The 17,968-nt window shown below is 68.8% G+C and carries 16 protein-coding genes and 2 pseudogenes; 9 read left to right on the top strand and 9 right to left on the bottom strand.

Annotation, left to right across the window (positions count from 1 at the left end):
- Positions 1-96: 96 nt before the first annotated feature.
- Positions 97-1,293, bottom strand: coding sequence for a flavin-containing monooxygenase (locus tag ACFVIU_RS28045; RefSeq protein ID WP_385845893.1), 1,197 nt, complete (start codon positions 1,291-1,293; stop codon positions 97-99).
- 290 nt (positions 1,294-1,583) lie between these two features.
- On the opposite strand from ACFVIU_RS28045, the gene ACFVIU_RS28040 reads away from it, so the two are divergent.
- A complete protein-coding gene (locus ACFVIU_RS28040; protein WP_385845892.1) occupies positions 1,584-2,219 on the top strand; it encodes an ABC transporter ATP-binding protein in 636 nt (211 codons plus the stop codon).
- Positions 2,216-3,007 carry a hypothetical protein gene (locus tag ACFVIU_RS28035; protein ID WP_385845890.1) on the top strand — a complete coding sequence of 264 codons (792 nt, stop codon included), beginning with the start codon at positions 2,216-2,218 and terminating at the stop codon, positions 3,005-3,007. The genes ACFVIU_RS28040 and ACFVIU_RS28035 overlap by 4 nt, the downstream gene beginning before the upstream one ends.
- 433 nt (positions 3,008-3,440) lie before the next feature.
- On the opposite strand, the gene ACFVIU_RS28030 is transcribed toward ACFVIU_RS28035, so the two are convergent.
- On the bottom strand, positions 3,441-5,171 hold the full coding sequence (locus ACFVIU_RS28030; protein WP_385845888.1) for a SpoIIE family protein phosphatase: 1,731 nt from the start codon (positions 5,169-5,171) through the stop codon (positions 3,441-3,443).
- A 310-nt stretch (positions 5,172-5,481) separates the two neighbouring features.
- Between ACFVIU_RS28030 and ACFVIU_RS28025 the strand changes: the two are divergent.
- Positions 5,482-5,994, top strand: a pseudogene (locus ACFVIU_RS28025) (ArsI/CadI family heavy metal resistance metalloenzyme).
- A gap of 16 nt (positions 5,995-6,010) precedes the next feature.
- On the opposite strand, the gene ACFVIU_RS28020 reads toward ACFVIU_RS28025, so the two are convergent.
- Positions 6,011-6,199 (bottom strand): hypothetical protein, encoded by a 189-nt coding sequence (locus tag ACFVIU_RS28020; protein WP_385845887.1) that lies wholly within the window; start codon positions 6,197-6,199, stop codon positions 6,011-6,013.
- Between the two features lie 344 nt (positions 6,200-6,543).
- Here ACFVIU_RS28020 and ACFVIU_RS28015 point away from each other — a divergent pair, with 344 nt between their 5' ends.
- Together ACFVIU_RS28015 and ACFVIU_RS28010 are read left to right on the top strand one after the other, a co-directional pair.
- Positions 6,544-7,641 (top strand): IS110 family transposase, encoded by a 1,098-nt coding sequence (locus ACFVIU_RS28015; RefSeq protein WP_385845885.1) that lies wholly within the window; start codon positions 6,544-6,546, stop codon positions 7,639-7,641.
- 512 nt (positions 7,642-8,153) lie between these two features.
- A complete protein-coding gene (locus ACFVIU_RS28010) occupies positions 8,154-8,666 on the top strand; it encodes a GNAT family N-acetyltransferase (protein ID WP_385845884.1) in 513 nt (170 codons plus the stop codon).
- 538 nt (positions 8,667-9,204) lie between these two features.
- Here ACFVIU_RS28010 and ACFVIU_RS28005 read toward each other — a convergent pair.
- The 4 genes and pseudogenes from ACFVIU_RS28005 to ACFVIU_RS27990 all read right to left on the bottom strand — a co-directional run.
- Positions 9,205-9,466, bottom strand: a pseudogene (locus ACFVIU_RS28005) (dipeptidase); the annotation flags it as partial.
- Positions 9,373-9,714 carry a hypothetical protein gene (locus ACFVIU_RS28000; protein WP_177232881.1) on the bottom strand — a complete coding sequence of 114 codons (342 nt, stop codon included), beginning with the start codon at positions 9,712-9,714 and terminating at the stop codon, positions 9,373-9,375. The pseudogene ACFVIU_RS28005 and the gene ACFVIU_RS28000, both read right to left, overlap by 94 nt.
- A 179-nt stretch (positions 9,715-9,893) precedes the next feature.
- Positions 9,894-10,226, bottom strand: a complete 333-nt coding sequence (locus tag ACFVIU_RS27995; protein ID WP_359378571.1) for a cupin domain-containing protein — start codon at positions 10,224-10,226, stop codon at positions 9,894-9,896.
- A 658-nt stretch (positions 10,227-10,884) separates the two neighbouring features.
- A complete protein-coding gene (locus ACFVIU_RS27990) occupies positions 10,885-11,844 on the bottom strand; it encodes a helix-turn-helix domain-containing protein (RefSeq protein ID WP_385845882.1) in 960 nt (319 codons plus the stop codon).
- A gap of 223 nt (positions 11,845-12,067) precedes the next feature.
- Between ACFVIU_RS27990 and ACFVIU_RS27985 the strand changes: the two genes are divergently transcribed.
- The 4 genes from ACFVIU_RS27985 to ACFVIU_RS27970 all read left to right on the top strand — a co-directional run bounded on the left by ACFVIU_RS27985 (position 12,068) and on the right by ACFVIU_RS27970 (position 15,463).
- Positions 12,068-12,913 (top strand): SDR family oxidoreductase, encoded by an 846-nt coding sequence (locus ACFVIU_RS27985; protein WP_385845881.1) that lies wholly within the window; start codon positions 12,068-12,070, stop codon positions 12,911-12,913.
- 75 nt (positions 12,914-12,988) lie between these two features.
- Entirely contained in the window at positions 12,989-13,471 is a 483-nt protein-coding gene (locus ACFVIU_RS27980; RefSeq protein ID WP_385569123.1) for a nitroreductase family deazaflavin-dependent oxidoreductase, read from the top strand.
- Between the two features lie 377 nt (positions 13,472-13,848).
- Positions 13,849-14,829 (top strand): aldo/keto reductase, encoded by a 981-nt coding sequence (locus tag ACFVIU_RS27975; RefSeq protein ID WP_385845880.1) that lies wholly within the window; start codon positions 13,849-13,851, stop codon positions 14,827-14,829.
- 91 nt (positions 14,830-14,920) lie between these two features.
- Positions 14,921-15,463 carry an NAD(P)H-dependent oxidoreductase gene (locus ACFVIU_RS27970; protein WP_385845878.1) on the top strand — a complete coding sequence of 181 codons (543 nt, stop codon included), beginning with the start codon at positions 14,921-14,923 and terminating at the stop codon, positions 15,461-15,463.
- Positions 15,464-15,729: 266 nt separating this feature from the next.
- Here ACFVIU_RS27970 and ACFVIU_RS27965 read toward each other — a convergent pair whose 3' ends face one another.
- Positions 15,730-16,137, bottom strand: coding sequence for a hypothetical protein (locus tag ACFVIU_RS27965; protein WP_385845877.1), 408 nt, complete (start codon positions 16,135-16,137; stop codon positions 15,730-15,732).
- On the bottom strand, positions 16,127-16,414 hold the full coding sequence (locus ACFVIU_RS27960) for a hypothetical protein (protein WP_385845875.1): 288 nt from the start codon (positions 16,412-16,414) through the stop codon (positions 16,127-16,129). The genes ACFVIU_RS27965 and ACFVIU_RS27960 overlap by 11 nt, the downstream gene beginning before the upstream one ends.
- Positions 16,415-17,968 lie beyond the last annotated feature (1,554 nt).

Here is a 17,968-nt window from a genome sequence, read left to right as displayed (position 1 = left end):
GCAGGCCGCTCCCCTCACTCCGCCCATGTTTGTCACCGTGGCGTCCAATCGCCCTGCAGGAGGCAAGCGCTGAAGGGTCAGGCTTCCGAAACGCCATCAGCTCGGAGCATGCCGCCGAGGGGCGAGAAGGGTCGGTCGGGCCTTCTCACGGCGGACCGCGTGGGCGATGGCGCGCGCCTCGATGCCCGCCTGGCGCAGAACCCCCGTGAGGGGATTGGTGTAGCCGGCGAAATACAGGCGCGGGGCTTCGGGATGGGTTTCCGCGCCTGCGACGAGGGGGAATCCGTTCTCGTCGAGTACGCCGAGGGATCCCACCAGGTCGTGGAGGTTGGTCCGGTACCCGGTGGCAGCGATGACCGTGTCGGGCCGCAGTAGGGTGCCGTCGGCCAGTACCACGTCGGGCCCGTCGAACGCCTGGACGGCCGGGACCGGTTCGAGCCGCCCGGACCGCACGGCATTCACGAAGCCGTGGTCAAGCACCGGGTTGACCCCCTCGCGGGCGTTACGGGTGTACAGGCCCGTGCGGGGCCGCGGCAGTCCCCGCGAGGTCAGGTCGGGTACCGCGACACGTTGCGTGAGCAGGGAGCTGCGGTCGCGCCACGCCAGCGGGAGGGCTTCCGTCAGCCGGCCGACCGCGTGCCATCGGGCGCTGGCGCGGGGCAGGATGTTGGGCGGAGTACGGACTGAGATCTGTACCCGTGCGGCTCCGGCCCCGGCGAGGACGGCGGCGATCTCGGTACCGCTGTTGCCGGTGCCGACTACCAGGACGTGTTGCCCGCGGTAGGGCGCCGGAGAGCGGTAGCGGGCCGAGTGCAGCAGCGTGCCGGTGTAGGCCGAACGCCCGGGCCAGTGGGGGACGTGCGGGGCGTGGCAGCGGCCGGTCGCAACCACGACCGCGTCGGTGGGGGCGGGGCCGTCCGGGGTGTGGACCAGCCAGCGGGGACCCGAGCCTGGCTCGGCGCGCTGGATGCGCAGTACCGGGGTGGTCAGCCGGACGTTGAGCCGGTGGTGGGCGGCGTAGCTCTCCAGGTAGCGCACGTAGTCGTCGCGGCTCACCCACGGGCCGGCCTGGCGCGGTACGGGCAGGCCGGGGAGTTTCGAGGTGCCGGGGGTGGTGTGCAGGCGCAGGTGGTCGTATCGCTGCGCCCAGCTGGCTCCTACGCGGTCCGACCGTTCGAGGATCACGGTCGGTACGTCGAAGCGTTTCAGTAGCGCGGCGGCCGCCAGGCCGTAAGGGCCGGCTCCGATCACAATCGTGGGAACGCTGAAGTCTCGCTGTGGTGTCGGGGGCATCGATCACTACAACGGCAGACCGCGGCGCACGTCACGCCTGACTGGCGGGTGTGGAACATCGAGCCAGCGCCGTTACACCAGCCGGTATGCAGTCGTTGGGCATCGAGCGGCAGCGCGCCGCCCCGCACGACGGGCCCGGCACGCCCGGTCCGGACCGTCCGGGCCGGACGTGGCTGAGCCGTCATGAGCCGGGCAGGCCGGCGGACGTGAGCCTGCGCGGACCCCGCCACCGTGGCGGGCTTTCCTGAGGGCCGGCTCGCTCCACCTGTCCGATCTTTCAAGGGGCTCATGTGCAGGCAGTAATCACGCGACACCGGCCACGGCTGCTGATCAGCGGAGTCTGCAAGGCGTACGGCCGCAGGCAGGTCCTGCGCGACGTGGACCTCGACGTGGCCGCCGGGACGCTGGTCGGAGTCGTCGGCGAGAACGGCGCGGGGAAGAGCACTCTGCTTCAGGTCGCCGTAGGACACCTCGCACCCGACCGCGGAACGGTGACACGGACCGGGGCAGTGGGGTACTGCCCGCAACGGGCTGTGCTGAACGACGCGTTCACCGTCGGACAGCATCTGCGGCTGTTCCGGACGGCCTACCGGCTGCCGACACTGGAACGCGCCGGCGAGCTGATGGAACTGCTGGCACTGAGCGACTGCCGGCGACAGCAGGTCGGCGAACTCAGCGGTGGAACACGGCAGAAGCTGAACCTGCTGATCGCTCTCATGCACGATCCTCAGCTGCTTGTCCTGGACGAGCCCTACCAGGGCTTCGACTGGGACACCCATCAGCGGTTCTGGACCCTGGCCGCCGACCTGCGTGATCGAGGCCGGTCGATCATCGTGGTGTCTCACCTGCTGCACGACCTGCACCACTTCGACGCGATCGCTCACCTGCGCCAGGGCCGTCTGCACTTCGAGGAGACCGTCCGATGAGGCTCTCCTGGACGGCATTCACCCAACTGCTGCGCTGCACTCTGCTGGGCCACCTGCGCAACCGGCTGGCCCTCGTTCTGGCGGTCGCGTTCATCCCCGTCTGGATCACCGTGGCACGCCTGTGCACCTCCGACCAAGTGGTGCGCATCTCGCTGGACACCATCAGCGCCCCTGTCTCCGCCCCGGCCGGCCAGGTGGGGCAGGTGGCCAGTGCGCTGGGCGCAGTCACCATGGTCGCGGGCTTCATCACCTTCACCGAGACCTTTCTGTCCCGGCAGTTGGACCGCCGTCTGCTGCTCGCCGGCCATCCCCGGCTGCCGATGTTGATGGCGAAGCTCGCTGCCATCGCCCTCACCGCCGCCGCGCTGGCCTTGTACACCACGATCCTGCTGTGCATCTCCCTGCCCGTTCGCCACGCGGCACCCCTGGCGCTGGCCCTCGCGGGCGCCGGCCTCGCCTATGGCGGCATCGGCCTTCTGCTCGGCTCCCTCGTCCGCGGCGAGTTGGAGGGCTTTTTCCTCATCATCATGCTCAGCCTGGTCGACACCGGCCTGCAGAATCCCGTCTTCAACACGCTCATGGATGTGGCGGGCGTGTCCGCGCTTCCCCTGTACGGCGTGACCCAGCTGGCGCTGAGCTCAGCTCTCACCCCGCACATCCCCTGGTCCTACGGCCTGCTCACACTGACCTGGTCCGGGGCGACCAGCGCCCTGGCGCTGCTCGTCCTCCACGCCCAGCGCCCTTCCCGCTCGCCATGGTTGCGCAGGACGAGAGTCCAGGCAGGGTGATCATGGTGAGGGCGGTCTACCTCACAGGACCTCGTCGTCGGCCCTGGAGTTGCCCCACCACCGGTGTGCGTAAGGTTGTCGAGATCAGTGTCGTGCTGCCCCGAGTCGCCGTCGAAGGTGATGGCCGTACGCCGGAGCCGACCTGGACGCCAGGGTTTGATAACCGCGAGTAGCGCAGGAGCCTGCCGTACCCCCTCACCAGCCGGCTCCTCCTGACCGTCCCCGACCTGGACGGCGCCCGTCCTCCTCGGCGAAGCGGCATGCGGACACTGTGTTCTGGCCCCGCTCACCCGCGGGGCAGTGCGGGGCCCGCACCGCGCGAAGTCTTCGCGCGTCGGAGAGAGGCCCCCGCAGGTGCAGCCCACCGGCTCAGGAGCCTCGACGGCCTGCCCTTCGACCCCACGCGGTCTGACGCACGCGTGGGTCAGGCGGGTCATACGGGATGGGGGGTACGCAGGGCGATCATGGCGACGTCGTCATCGTTGTCGCTGGGGCGCACCTGGTCCAGCAGCAAGTCGCAGAATGAGTCGAGGGGGCGGTGGGCGAGGGAGGCCGCGTGTCGGCGCAGCCGGTCCAGTCCATGATCGATGGAGTGGGGCGGGGATTCGACCAGTCCATCGGTGTAGAGCAGGAGCGTGGCCTGGGGTTGCAGGACGGTGTCGGCGTCGGGACGAGGTCTGGTGACTCCGGTGCCGAGGAGTATGCCGTGCGCCTCTTCGAGGTAGCGGGTCTGACCGTCGTGGGTGATGAGCAGGGGCGGCGGGTGGCCGGCGTTCGTCCAGCGTAGACGCCACAGTGAGTCGTCGCCGAGTGTGAGCCTGGCGAGGATCATGGTGGCCATGGGTACCTCGGCTATGTGCATCACTGCCTCGTCGAGCCGAGTGACGACGGCGCTGGGTGTGGCCTCGGGGTGGGACCAGGCGAAGGCCCGCAGCATGTTGCGAACCTGCGCCATGCCGGCTGCGGCGTCGAGATCGTGTCCGACGACGTCGCCGATGGCCAGTGCGTGAGCGTGGGCGGCCAGGGCGAAGGCGTCGTACCAGTCACCGCCCACGGATGAGGCGTCCGGAGCGGGTACGTAGCGCGCGGTCATCTCCAGTCCCGGCAGGACGGGCAGCTGAGGCAGCAAGTGGCGTTGCATGGTCTCGGCGACTTTGCGCTGGCGCTGGTACAGGCGCGCGTTGTCCAGTGCCAGGCCCGCCCGGCGGGTGAGGTCCTCCAGCAGCGGCAGGTCGGCAGGGGTGAAGGCGTCATGGCGCCGGGCCCGGCCCAGGGTCAGGGCGCCGAGCACGTCGCGCAGTCCGCGGATGGGTGCGATGGCGGCGGAGTGCATACCTGTCGCGGTGAACAGGCGCTGTTGCTCGACCGCTATACCGGAGTCGGGCGCACCTTGGTAGGTGGCGGGGCCGGCAAGTGAGGAGGCGGCGCCGCGCAGGGCCCGTGACAGGGGCATCGGTGACTCTGCCGGCACGGGAGGCATTGGGCCTTGCAGGTCCTCCCGCTCGACGAGAATGCCGTCCTTGTGCTCCATCACGAGAACGCGTCGTACTTCGTCACGTTCGGTGAGCAGGTCGAACACGGCCCAGTCCGCTAGCCGGGGCACGGTCAGGGCGGCCAGTCGGTGCAGCGCCTCGTCCGCGTCCAGGGTGGATGTGAGCCGCGTGGTCGTCTCTGCCAGCAGGGCCAGGCGGTCCAGTTCCGTCAGCGGCGCGGAGTAGCCGCCGTCGCTGTGGCGAACGTCCCCTGGCTTCGGTTCGTACAGCATCATCAGCGCACCTGTCCCGCCCGGAGCGGGTGAGTAGGGCGTGACCAGCCAGGACAACTGGACGAGAACGCCGTCCCCGCGGGCGAACCACTCGGCGTCGCCATGCCTGGTATCCCCCGTGAGCAGCGCCTTCCTCATCCAGCATCGCGTGCGCGGCACCGAGTGCCCGTATCTGTCCCGGTGCAGCAGGTCGTGGAAGTCCTGACCTACGAGTTCTGAGGCTTCCCTGCCCAGCAGGCTTAGGGCTGCGCTGTTGACCGCGACGATGAGGCCGGCGTCATCGACCGCGATGGCGGACTCCCGCAGGTTTTCCAGCGTTCCACCGAGCAGGGCGCCAGAACACGCCCGAACCCCGGACAGGGGACTACTTTCCCTGCCGGGGGCGGCGACGTCGTCCATGTTCCCTCCTCCGTTCAAGCCCGAATCAGCGCGCCTACCCCGATCGGATTGCGGCATGCGTCGACGGCTCGTCTTCCCTGCAGTGACCGTTCGGATCACCTCCTGGTGGTGCAGGAGGAAGCTGTCCTTCAGTCCCGAGAGCAGGTCGCGAGTGATCAGGAGGGATGGGCTGTTGGTCTTGACGCTCTCAGCGCACGCGTGGAGCAATGAGCCCGAAAACGGCCCCCGAGCTGGTGTTCTTCGTGATTCTCTTCCGGGCGGACATCTTTTCGATGACCCCCCACGTCGGTGTGTCGCGATTACAGCGAGGCTGCCTCCAGCACGTCCTACGCCTACAACCTGTTCCTCGCGATCCAGAGCGCAGAGACTCTACTCGAAGCTGTTCGGCACCGAGCCGGCCAAGCTTCGCCCCGGCTACGCGAACTTCGCCGTAGCCGAGCCCCCGCTCAAGCTCGTCCTCATCGAGGGCGACGCCGGAGAGGAGACCCGCCTGGACCACCTCGGCGTCGAGGTCGGGAGCACCGAGCAGGTCACCGCCGCCACCGCGCGACTGAAGGACGCGGGGCTGGCCACCTTCGAGGAGAATGACACCTCCTGCTGCTACGCCGTCCAGGACAAGACCTGGGTGACCGGCCCGGGCGAGGAGCCCTAAGAGGTCTACGTCGTCAAGGCTGACGCCGACACGCTGGGCAAGAGGGCGGACGGCACGCTGGACGCCTGCTGCGGCACTGCGGCCTGCTGCACCCATGACGAGCAGTCCGTCGACCCGGCCCAGACGCCGGCCGAGGCGAAGGCGTCCGCGGGCTGTGCCTGCGGCAGCTGACCGGCTGGGACCCCGCTCAACCGCGCCGGCCCGGGCGGCGCGCGGCCAGGTCCTGTTCAAGAACGCCGTTCGCTTCCCTCAGCGCGTTGCCTTCGAGCTCCAGGACGTGGACGACGCGGACGAGTTGTCGGGTCAGGCCCCGGAGGTCGTCGCGTCCGGCGCGGACGCGGGGCAGGCCGGACGGCTGTCCGCCATTGCTGGTCACGAGTGGGCGGGAGTCAACTCATTCCCGCACTGCTCCGGCCACGTTGAGGGCTGGTTCGTGCGAAGCCATCCGGCTGTGGTCGGGACGTGCCGTCGTGCCGGGATCGATGGGACCGTTGCGCGGAGCCGTCCCGGACGGGGGTCTGACTCGTGAGATCTATGACCGAAGTGTCCAGTCACAGGCATGTCGACCGCCGTTACGGGATGGCGCTTGCTGGTACCGAGCCACAGGGCGTGTCCCTATAGGGGCCTTGCCGCGTTCCAGGCGCCATCACGGTTCAGACCGCCCGAGCGGGCCGGTGCCATCCATCCAGGAGCACGTCATCACGTGGGAGGCGAACCATCATGACGAGACGACAGCGCAGCTCCTCCTCGAGCGCGGATCCTCTCGTTCGGCGCGAGGTCGTCCTGGGTGTGGACACGCACGGTGAGGTCCATGTCGCCGCCGTGCTCTCCCCGCTCGGGAAGATCCTGGGAACGGAGTCCTTTCCCGCGACGGCGGCCGGCTATCGGCAGCTGCTCGTGTGGGCCCGCAAGCGCGGGACGGTGCGCCGGGCCGGTGTGGAGGGCACCGGCACCTTCGGCGCGGGCCTGTCCCGCTACCTGCTGGCCCAGCAGATCCAGGTGTTCGAAGTGAACCGGCCCGACCGCTCGGCCCGCCGGCTACTGGGGAAGTCGGACCCGCTCGACGCTCAGGCCGCCGCCCGAGCCGTGCTCAGTGGCCGCGCCCGGGCCAGGGCCAAGTCCGGCGGCGGTCCGGTGCACAGCGCCCGGATCTTCAAGCTCGCCAAGGACTCCGCGGTCAAGGCCCGTACCCAGGCGATCAACCAGCTCAAAGCCGTCCTGGTCATCGCCGATCCCGCACTGCGGGAACGACTGTCCAGCCTGGGCAACCGCGAGCTGTTCCGCACCTGTGCGCGCCTCGCCCCGCACAACGGTGGGGGAGACGAGGACGCGGTGACCCAGGCCACCCACCTGACGTTGCGCATGCTTGCCGAGCGTATCGAGCAGCTCACTGGACAGATCGACGAGCTGAAACAGCGCCTAACTGGGCTCGTCGAACGCCACGCCCCACAGCTGCTCGAACCGGTGGGCATCGGTCCGGACAGCGCCGTCACGCTCCTGATCACCATGGGAGACAACCCCGAGCGACTGGACACCGAGGCGTCCTTTGCTGCCCTTTGCGGAGTCAGCCCCGTCGAGTATTCGTCGGGCCGTCGGAGCACGCGCCGGCTCAACCACGGCGGCGACCGCCAGGCGAACGCGGCCCTGCACCGCATCGTCTTCACCCGCCTGCGCCATGACCCGCGCACTCAGGCGTACTGCGAACGCCGCACCCAGGAAGGCAAGACCCGACGCGAGATAATCCGATGCCTCAAGCGATACGCAGCCCGCGAGGTATTCAACCTGGTCAGACCGGTTGCCCGCACACCCGCGTTATAGGGGCGTCTGTGAGAGCGGCACTCGATGAGAAGCCCCGCGGGTGCGGCCTGGCGGGGCTTCCGAACAGGTGGGTTACAACGCCGGCGCGGGCGCCGTTGCACTCGGTTGTCCTCCTGGGAGCCACCCGAAGCAAGGACACAGCGGCGGCACGCATTATACGGCCGATGCGCAACACACGACCCAGGGGCTTGGGGTGATCAACCAGGGCACATCCGTTTGCTGACACAAAGTCCAGCGTCTCCTGATGCGGCTCACGAGGCCAGCCTGAAGTCGTCCTGCGCAGGCTGGCCCTCGCTGCGGCAGGCCCAGGGGAAGCAGCGGTTGACCACCCCGTTCTCCGGCTCCTCCGCAGTGTTCGGGCGTCCCAGTTGCTGTCGGCGGGCGGCCGATGCGGCGGCAGTGACTTGGTCGGCCGGGGCCTGGGCAGGCGGTTCCCGGGAGCGGTGCAGGAATCCTGCCCGAGCAGCCGACCTGCCGCAGGAAGGCACTCCCCGGTGCGAAATACTCTCCCGATGAGTTCACGCACTTCCCCGATCAGTCAGCCGATCACGATACGGAGGGCCGTCGCGCGGGATGCCAAACGGCTCACGCGGCTCGTGCGTGGTTCAGGTGCCTACGAGGGCCGGTACGCAGCCGCAGTCGCGGGCTACCGGGTCGGTCCCGATTACATCGAGACCCACCGCGCCTTCGTGGCCGTCGGCGCCGACGAGCATGGAGGACGGGTCCTCGGGTTCTACTCGCTCGTCCTCGCTCCACCGGAGCTCGACCTGCTGTTCGTCGTCGGCGAAGCGCAAGGGCGGAGTATCGGACGGCTGCTCGTGACGCACATGCAGTCCGAGGCCCGTGCCGCCGGGCTCGACCGTGTCAAGGTCGTGTCGCATCCTCCCGCCGAGGACTTCTACCACCGCGTGGGTGCGGTGCGGATCGGGACCGCGTTCGCGAACCCGCCGGCCGTGCAGTGGGACCGTCCCGAATTCGAGTTTCGCATTCCTTCGGGCCTCCTCGGCGACCCGGGCACACTTTGAGCAGTTCGGTCTTGGTGACCGCGTCTTCCAACGCCGCACACAGGGTGCGCAATCGCGTCTCGTGCTCGATGGCCCGGCCGGTGAGGTGCTCGGCACTGCGGCCCTTCCAGCCACCGCGTCCGGCTACAGCCTGCTTCTTGAGTGGGCGTGTCGGTTCGGGCCGGTGACGCGAGCCCGAGTGGAAGGGACCGGCAGCTACGGAGCGCGCGGCTGCGGAAAGTCATCACCTCATTGCCGGAGACGGCGGTCGCCGGCCTGCCACGCGGTGCCGCAGGGGAGTTTGCCCGCTTCGTCGGGGAGCCCGCACCGCGTCTCTGACCTGATTGGATCCTGGGGCCACAGCCCGCCCGGCGTTGAAGGCTGTCCTGAAACGCGATATGACATGGGACGTTCCGGCTCTCGTGGCATGATGCAGTCCGCCTTCCTGCGAGCCCCCGGCGATAGGGGCTTGTGAGCGGACGGAGTGAGACGAGCCCTCACACGCCGATCCTGAGATCGCTTCTCGTTCGTGAAAGACGTGGGTGATGGTGCGGTGCCAGGGCAGTTCGACGGGGCCGTAGAGGGCGGCCAGCTGCTTGGTTTGCAGTGCCCAGTACCCGTTGCCGTACGACCAATGCCACCACTCGGTCTCGTAGTTGATCAACCCGGCGGCCGACAGCGCGCCGCTCAACGTGGCCCAGCCCGCGGCCGAGGTGGTCGATCAGCGTCACGTCGACGGCCGCGCCGGCGGAGTGCGGTGCGACCTCCGGAGGTGACACGAAGCGACTGGCGGCCTCGCGGAGCTCGGCGGACCCGCGGTCGCCCTGCGGGCGCGTTTCCGCAGCGTCACCGCCGCATAGATGTGAACCAACACGCTCGCGAGCAGCACCACCCAGGTGATCCACAGGGCGCCGGAGTAGGGAAGGAACGGTTCACCCATCGTCCACAGACAGCGGGCGTAGTCGTCAAAGGCAGCACGGCCGTTGAAGACGTTGAGGTCGCCGTACATGTGGATCAGGAGAAACAGCACCGTGATCAAGCCGGAGATCGCCATGGCCTTGAGCGCCACGGTCGAGCGCGAAGCCGGCACTCGGTGGCGAGACGTCGTCAAGGGATGGGCCGTCAACACTCGCGCATGGTTTCAGGCGACGCTGCTCACAGGCTCGGACACACGAGCCATCTGGGCGATCCACGCCGCGCGGTGGATGTACGCCGGCGACGTGGCCGTGGTGCGTTATACAGGTCAGGTCAGGGCAGCTTGGCCACCGTCAGCAGGATGGCGGAGTTTTCGAGCGCCTCGAGGCTGTGGCGGGAGTCAGGGACGATGAGCAGGTCCCCCGTGCGGCCCTCCCACGACACCTCACCTGCCGACAGTCGCACGCGCCCGTGCAAGACCTGCACCGTCGCCTCGCCCGGGTTCTCGTGCTCGGCGAGGCTGGCGCCTTCGGTCATGCCGATGACCGTCTGACGCAGAACCTTCTCGTGGCTGCCATAGACGGTCTCAGCGGTGTGACCACCACCCGCGGCGGCTGCTAGCTCCAGCTGTTGACGGGCCAGCGCTTCCAGGGAGGTTCTCTGCACCCCACCAGTCTCCCGCTTCGATGAGCCAGGGCAACTCGGGGCGGCCCGGGCGGGCCGCGTGACAACGCGCCCCACCGGTGTGGTCCCGCGTTTCTCTCGCCCATTGCAAGCTGTTGCTCCCAAGGTCAAACGGTCAGTGCCTGCTTTCGAGCTCCGGGGCGAGATCGCGCAAAGCATCGGTCTGGTGTCCCGTCAGCAAGCCGCCGTTCGTCGTCCGTGAGAGTGGCGGTTGCATATTTCCTGGATGACCCGATCTGCCCGGGGCACGGTAGGAATCTCAAGGCCCGAGCCGTCGGAGATCAGTGATGGCGCATCCCGCGATGAGGACCGCAGGCCCCTAGGCGATGACAGAGCCCCCCGGGCGGTTGGGCAGGTCAGGGGAGTGTCCCGCGGGTTCTTGGCCGTGGCCGCGCCGGAGGGCGAGGGCGGTGGACGCGGTATTGCTGGTGTCGGAGCTGTTCACCAACGCGGTGCGGCATGCCGACGGGGTCACCGGGTTCCGGCTGGAGGCCGGGCCGGATCGGTGACCGTGGCGGTCCATGACGCCAGCACCGTTTGTCCGCGGATCCTGCTCTTGGATGCCACCATGGGTGGTGCCGTCCGGGTGTCAGTTGTGGTGTTCTCGCTGGCGGGCATGTCGCCTCGCGTGGCCCGTCGTTCAGTCGGGTGTCTCGCCCGAGTCGGCGGGCTCGGAGTCGTTAGCCGGCTCGGACCGCTCGATGTCGTGGTTGGTCGCGGCCCAGCTGGCCAGCAGGTTCAGGGCGTCCTGCGAGGGTGAGTCGGGTTCGGCGGTGTAGGTGAGGAGGACCTGGCTGGGGTCGCCGCCCACCGGGAAGGTTTCGAACGGTAGGTCGAGGTCGCCGACGACCGGGTGGTGCAGAAGTTTCACGCCGGTGGTGTGCATGCGGACGTTGTGGGCGGCCCAGCGGTGACGGAAGTCCTCGCTGCGGGTGGACAGTTCGCCGATCAGGTCGGTCAGCCGCCGGTCGTAGAGATCGCGGCCGGCCTCGGCGCGCAGCATGGCGACACAGTCGCCTGCGACCTGGTCCCAGTCGCGGAAGAATTCAGTCGCGCGCGTGTCGAGGAAGACGAACCTGGAGTTGTTGGGCGGGCGCACCGGGTCGGCGTAGACCGGGGAGTACAGGGTGCGCCCGAGGTGGTTGGCGGCCAGGATGTCCCCGCGTCCGCTGAGGACGAAGGCGGGTGTGCCGGTCATCGAGTCGAGGACGCGCTGCACCGCGGGCCGCACGCGCTGCTGGGCCGGGCGGCGGCGTGGCGGGCGGGTCGTGCCGGCGCCGCGCAGGAGGTCGAGCAGGTGGATGCGTTCGGCCTCGTCGAGCTGAAGTGCTTGAGCGATGCCTTCGATGACGCTCTCGGAGACGCCGGTGGCGTTGCCGCGCTCCAGCCGGGTGTAGTACTCGCTGGAGATGCCCGCGAGGAGGGCGACCTCCTCGCGGCGCAGCCCGGTGACCCGTCGGCGCTCTCCGCCGTACACGGGCAGCCCGGCCTGCTCGGGGGTGACCCTGGCCCGTCGCGTGGCGAGGAATTCCCGGATCTCCGCGCGGAAATCATCGCGGATGTCGCGGTTTGTGCCGTTGGGGTCGTTTCTGCCTGCCATGCGCTTCACTCTACGAGCGCATCCGCCGGGTTGGGGGTCCCTGTCAGTGACCCCCTCATCAGGGACTCCCACCCTCGCGTGACAGCCGGTTTTGTTGGTGGTGCACCGCCCACGGCGGTGTGAACGTCCAGACAGACGGCGCTCTGCGGCCCCGTCGGCGCTGAATGCATCACCCCCGCACACAGTGGGTGCCGGAGCACGGCGCCTGAAAGGAATCCCCCCCATGAGCAAGGTCATTCTCGTCACCGGTGCCGGACGCGGTCTGGGCACGGACATCGCCCGCGAGGCCCTCGCCGCCGGCCACCAGGTCGTCGCCACCGGCCGCCGCCCCGCAGAGGTCGAGAAGACCCTGGGCGGGCCGCAGGACAATCTGCTGGTCACCAAGCTGGACGTCACCAGCATCGAGGACGCCGAGGCCGCCGCGCAGGCCGCCGTCGACCGTTTCGGCCGTATTGACGTCCTGATCAACAACGCCGGGTATCTTGTCGCCGGCTACTTCGAGGAGATCTCGCCCGCGCAGATGCGCCAGCAGTTCGAGACCAACCTCTTCGGCCCGATGAACGTCACCCGCGCGATCCTGCCCGTCCTGCGCAAGCAGCGCGCCGGTCACATCATCACCATCACCTCGACCGCGGGACTGGTCGGCATGGAGTTCACCTCCGCCTACGCCGCCTCCAAATTCGCGGAAGAGGGCTGGATGGAGTCCCTGCGCTACGACGTCGAGCCCTACGGGATCCACACCACAGCCGTGGAGCCTGGCTACTTCCGCACCGAATTCCTCGTGGACGGGTCCCCCACCTGGCCCGAGCTGTCCATCGACGACTACGCCCCGCGCACCGCCCCCAGGATCGAGGGCATCAAGAGCATCAACGGCAAGCAGGCCGGCGACCCCGCCAAGCTCGCCCGTGCCCTGCTGATCATCGTTGACCAGGACAAGCCGCTGCAGCGCTTCGTCGCCGGTGCGGACGCCATCGAGGCTGCCGAGGCTAAGGCGAAGGAGCTCCTCGCCCAGGCCGAGGCATCCCGCGAGCTGGGCGGCGCCCTGGCCTACGACGATGCCCACGCCTGAGCACCACGCCCCGCACCCCGGCCAGGACGGAGGACCGCGCCGGGTGCGCGTTTCGACAGCACGGAGAGAGTCAACATGCCCCTCAAAGGCGAGTACGAGCCGAGCAAGGCGCAGTTTGTACGTGACCAGGTGGAGCTGTACGAAAGCTCCGGCGGTACGCAGGGAACGACGCTGAGTGTCCTGGTCGCACGGGAAGAAGACGAGAGGCTCCGGGACCTGCCCGTCGTCATCCTGACCACTCTGGGCGCGAAGAGCGGCAAGATCCGCAAGACCCCGGTCATGCGGGTGGAGCACGACGGCGTCTACGCCGTGGTCGCCTCCATGGCAGGAGCCCCCAAGCACCCGGTCTGGTACCACAACGCGGTGGCCGACCCCCGGGTCGAGCTTCAGGACGGCCCGGTGCGCCAGGACATGCTGGCACGCGAGGTGACCGGGGACGAGAAGGCCCTGTGGTGGGCCCGAGCCGTCGAGGCGTTCCCCGACTACGCCGAGTACCAGAAGAACACGGACCGTGAGATCCCGGTCCTCGTTCTGGAGCCGGCGGCCCACGAGCACTGACCCGGCGCAGCCGGTTCAGCCTGCGGACCCACCGCAGCCCGGCCCTGGCAACACCAGCGTCGGACCACCCCACCTGACATCGGCAAGCTGAATCCCCCATGGTCGTCCCGCCTGACTGCCTGGGCGAAGCGCATCACCGGCGACCGCGGCATCGATGTCCTCGGCAGCCTGACCTTAAGACGACACCCACGCCTGAGCACCATGCCCGGCCGAGGCCGGAAGCCGCCGGGTGCACCCACGGCTCTGACCCCGCTACCCGGGCAACGGCTCCCGCGTCGCCAGCGCGCGGATCACCCCAGCACGGTCTGCCAACGGGTGGCGCCCCATTACTCACGACCACCGACCGGCCTGACGGCCGTCACGACAAGGAGTACCTGATGAAGCACGTATCGCTGGGCGGGCTCGATGTCTCCCGCATCGGGCTGGGAGCCATGACCATGGCCGGCATGTACACCACGGGCGGGGGGCTCGATGACGCAGAATCGATCCGCACGATCCACCGGGCGCTGGACCTCGGGGTCACCCACATCGACACCGCCGAGATCTACGGTCCCTTCCACAGCGAGGAACTCGTCGGCAAGGCCATCAAGGGCCGCCGTGACGACGTCGTGGTGGCGACGAAGTTCGGTCTCGTCTCCCACGCCGGCGACGGCCCCGGTGTCATCGACAGCAGCGCCGGCAATGTGAAGGCCGCGGTCGAGGGCTCGCTTCTGCGGCTCGGCACCGACCACATCGACCTCTACTACCAGCACCGTGTCGACCCGAACACGCCCATCGAGGAGACCGTCGGCGCGCTGGCCGAGCTGGTCGCCGAAGGCAAGGTGCGCCACATCGGCCTCTCGGAAGCCGGTCCCGAGACGATCCGCCGGGCGCACGCCGTGCATCCGGTGTCCGCGCTGCAGACCGAATACTCGCTGTGGACCCGTGACGTCGAGGCCGAGATCCTCCCGCTGCTGCGCGAGCTCGGTATCGGATTCGTGCCCTACTCGCCGCTCGGCCATGGCCTGCTGACCGGGCAGATCCGCACCGTCGACGACTTCGCCGACGACGACTGGCGCAAGACCAACCCGCGCTTCTTCGGCGAGAACTTCCAGCGCAACCTGCGCATCGTCGACGAAGTACGGGCCATCGGCGCTGAGATCGGAGCCACCCCGGCCCAGACCGCACTGGCCTGGCTGCTGACCCGCGGCGACGACATCGCCCCCATCCCCGGAACCCGGCGGGTGGCACGCGTCGAGGAGAACACCGCCGCCGACGGCATCGAACTCAGCGCCGCTCAGCTCGACCGCCTGAACAACCTCACACCGGCCGCGGGAGAGCGCCACGACGAGGCGAACATGGCCACCATCGACCGGTGATCTGACGCCCCGGCGACGTACTGACCCGTCGCACTCGGCCAACCCGCTTCCCTTCACCCATTTCACTGATCACTAAAGAGGTTCTCTCATCATGTCCAAGGTTCTCCTTGTCGTAGCTCACCCCGACCTGTCCCAGTCGAAGGCCAACGCGGCCCTGGTGGACGCCGTTCGCGATCTGCCCCATGTCACGGTGCACGATCTCTACGCCACCTACCCTGACTTCCAGATCGATGTCGACGCCGAGCAGGCCCTGCTGGCGGAGCACGACGTGATCGTCTTCCAGCATCCGGTGTTCTGGTACAACACCACCCCGCTGTTCAAGCTGTGGCAGGACAAGGTCTTCACCTTTGGCTGGGCCTTCACCCTGGACGGTTCTGCCTCGCAGCTGGCCGGCAAGAAGGCCGTCGTCGCCGTCACCGCCGGTGTCCCCGCCGATCACTACACCCCCGAGGGCGCGAACAAGGCCACTCTGGAGACCCTCCTCAACAGCTGGGAGGCGACCCTGCGGCTGTGCCAGCTCGACTTCCAGCAGCCGATGGTCAAGGTGTACGGCACCGCCTTCGGCCTCTCCGACGAGGACCTGTCCACCGCAGCCAAGCAGTACAACGAACTGCTCGCTTCCTTCGCCGCCTGACCGCGCTCTCACAACAACAGCCGCCCTCGCTGATCGCAGCGCAGCGGTGATAGCCCTGCCAGTCTCCGGTCACTCTTCGCCGGATCAGTGCCAAGCGACTGGAGACTGGTAGGACCACCCGCGCCGCGGAGATCTACGAGGAACTTGCGGCTCGCTGGTCGGCCGCTCGCGAAGGATCTCGAAGTCGTGCTTCAAGCGAAAGCAGCATCAAGGCCCTGCTTAGCGAAGCACAGCCCCTCATTTCAACGCCGCGACCGCCTCGCGCATCAGGTGACGCTGGCAGGGAGGCTCCGGACAGGGCTGCGCTGGGTGCTGTTGTCGGTGCGCCGGTCCAGCTCGGTGCGGAGTTCGTGGATGACCTGGGCATAGACGGCGACGCGCTCGCGAAGCCGGTCGTTGTCCTCCCGCAGGGCCTGAGCGGCGGCTTCGGCATCTACTGCGCGGGCGTGCAGATGCTGGAACGCGGGCGGAATGCCGTTCGCCTCGGACTTCCGGCGGGCGAATTCTTCTTTGAGGTCAACGTGCTTGTGGGTGAGGACCCAGCGCTTGACGCCCGCCTCGGCGGCGAGTTGCAGCGTGGTGAGCGCCCCGGTGGACCGGGTGGGACGGCCGTCGAGCAGCCGCTGGATCGCCGCGGTGATGGCGTCGCGTTCGGCGTCGCGGTCAGTGGCCATCGTGGGGTTCTCCGGTCGAGTCGTGGGCGGTGACGATGCGTTCCAGGCGGTCGAGCTCGTGCTGTTCGCGGGCGTGTCGGAAGGCGGGAGCCAGCGGGTCGTCGACGAGCGGTCGTAGCTGCTCGATCTGGACGATGACGTGTTCGATGTCGCGATCGGTCCGCGCGATGTTGACGCAGTTCGGGCGGCAGTCGTCGAGGTCGGGGGTGCGGCGGGTGCCGTCCTCCTCGCTGCGCAGGCGGCAGGCTGCCCGCTTGGGGTCCAGGACGCAGGTCATGCCCTTGCCGGGAAGATCTGCAGGTCAAGGTTGGCGAGCATGGTGCTGGCGTGCCGCTTGGTGCGCAGGACTCGGCCGGCGAAGCGAGTGGCAGCCTGGACGCGGTGCCGGTAGGTCTCGGCTGCTGGGCCGCTGACCTGCTCGCCTTCACGTAGGCGCTGGTGTGCGTCGGCGAGGGTGTCCAGCCTGGCCAGCCAGTCTTCGAAGGCGAGGTCGTCGGGGAAGCCCGAGGCGTAGTTTCCGGCGTAGCCGAGGGTCCGTATTGGATCGCGGCAGCAACCAGGCCCCGTGGCCGGCGGACGATGAACCAGGCCAGGGTGCGGCGCAGGCGAGCGGAGTAGATGACCGGGTGGACCGGGTCGGGCGGGATGCGGTCACTGCGGCCGTGCTCGGTGCAGTAGGTCTCGACCCAGGCCAGGAATTCGGCGATGTCGTGGTTGATCCGGGTCTCCGACCGGGAGCCGCCGACGCGGCTGCGCAGCATGGCCGCGCCGTCGCGGCCGTCGGTGAACAACGTCGCCGGGAACAGCCAGGTGCTCGTGTGCAGCCGTTCCAGGACGGCGACGGCCTCGGTGACGACCCACGGATCGGCCCGGATCTCGCCCTCGGGCATCTTGTCGCCGGCTGCGTCGCGGACACCTTTCCAGTGTCTGCCGCGCAGGAGGACCAGGCCGTGGGCGGGGTCTCGTTCGACGCAGCCGCGTTCCAGACTGAGAGCTTCCCCTGCCCGCATCCCCGACAGGTAGCTGATCACGATGAAGCAGGCCGTGCTCAGGTGCCGGGCCAGGAAGCCGGCCTCGGTGTAGTCGATGGCCCCGTCGTGCCAGGGCCGGCCGTCCAACAGCCCGGTGACCGGCGCGTCCAGCGGCGCGCCTTCGATGACGGGCAGCCCCATCTCCGTGAACACGGCGCGGTTGCTGGGGGCGTTCAGCGCCCCGCGGGCTGTGTCGAGCACCTTTCCCAGATGCGAGAGGTTGACCCGGAGCGTGCCGTCGTTGTCCCGGAGGCCGGGAAGCGGACGTCCCTGCTCGCGGTAGTCGCTCAGCAGGACGCGCAGCTCGTCGGTCAGCGCGCCCTTCGGGCGCCGCGGTGGGGGAATGGTCCGGCCCCCGCGGCTGCGGCCGCTGCGCTCGCTGAGTACGAGGTATTCGTCGAAGGCCGCGGTGATGTCCTCGGCGAAGGTCTCCACGAAGCGCAGGGACCAGGCCAGCAGCGCCGACATCGTCTCGGGGTGGATGCGGGGGGTGCGGTTCTCTTCGCGGATGGCGCGCCGCTGCTGGAGGATGTCCTGGATGCGCTCGCCGCGCCAGGGCGGTGTTTGCGGCAGCCGGTCGGCCTCGGGCAGCAGGTCCCGGTAGGACCACACCCGGTTCACGATCGAGAGCCGGTCTTCGCGCTGGGCGTGGCTGGTCTCGGTTGCTTTGACGTGCGCGGCGTAGTCGTCGAGGTCGGCCAGGGATGTCCAGGTACTCCTCTGAGTGCACCGCCGAGTACGAAGTTGTGTGCACCACAGCTCAGGCCACGTCGGTGTCCCGCTCGATGGCCTGGAGGCGG

This window comes from Streptomyces sp. NPDC127190 (assembly GCF_042672505.1).
Taxonomy (GTDB): domain Bacteria; phylum Actinomycetota; class Actinomycetes; order Streptomycetales; family Streptomycetaceae; genus Streptomyces.
Note: the sequence above shows the minus strand (reverse complement) of the source record. Positions and strands in the feature narration are given on the sequence as shown.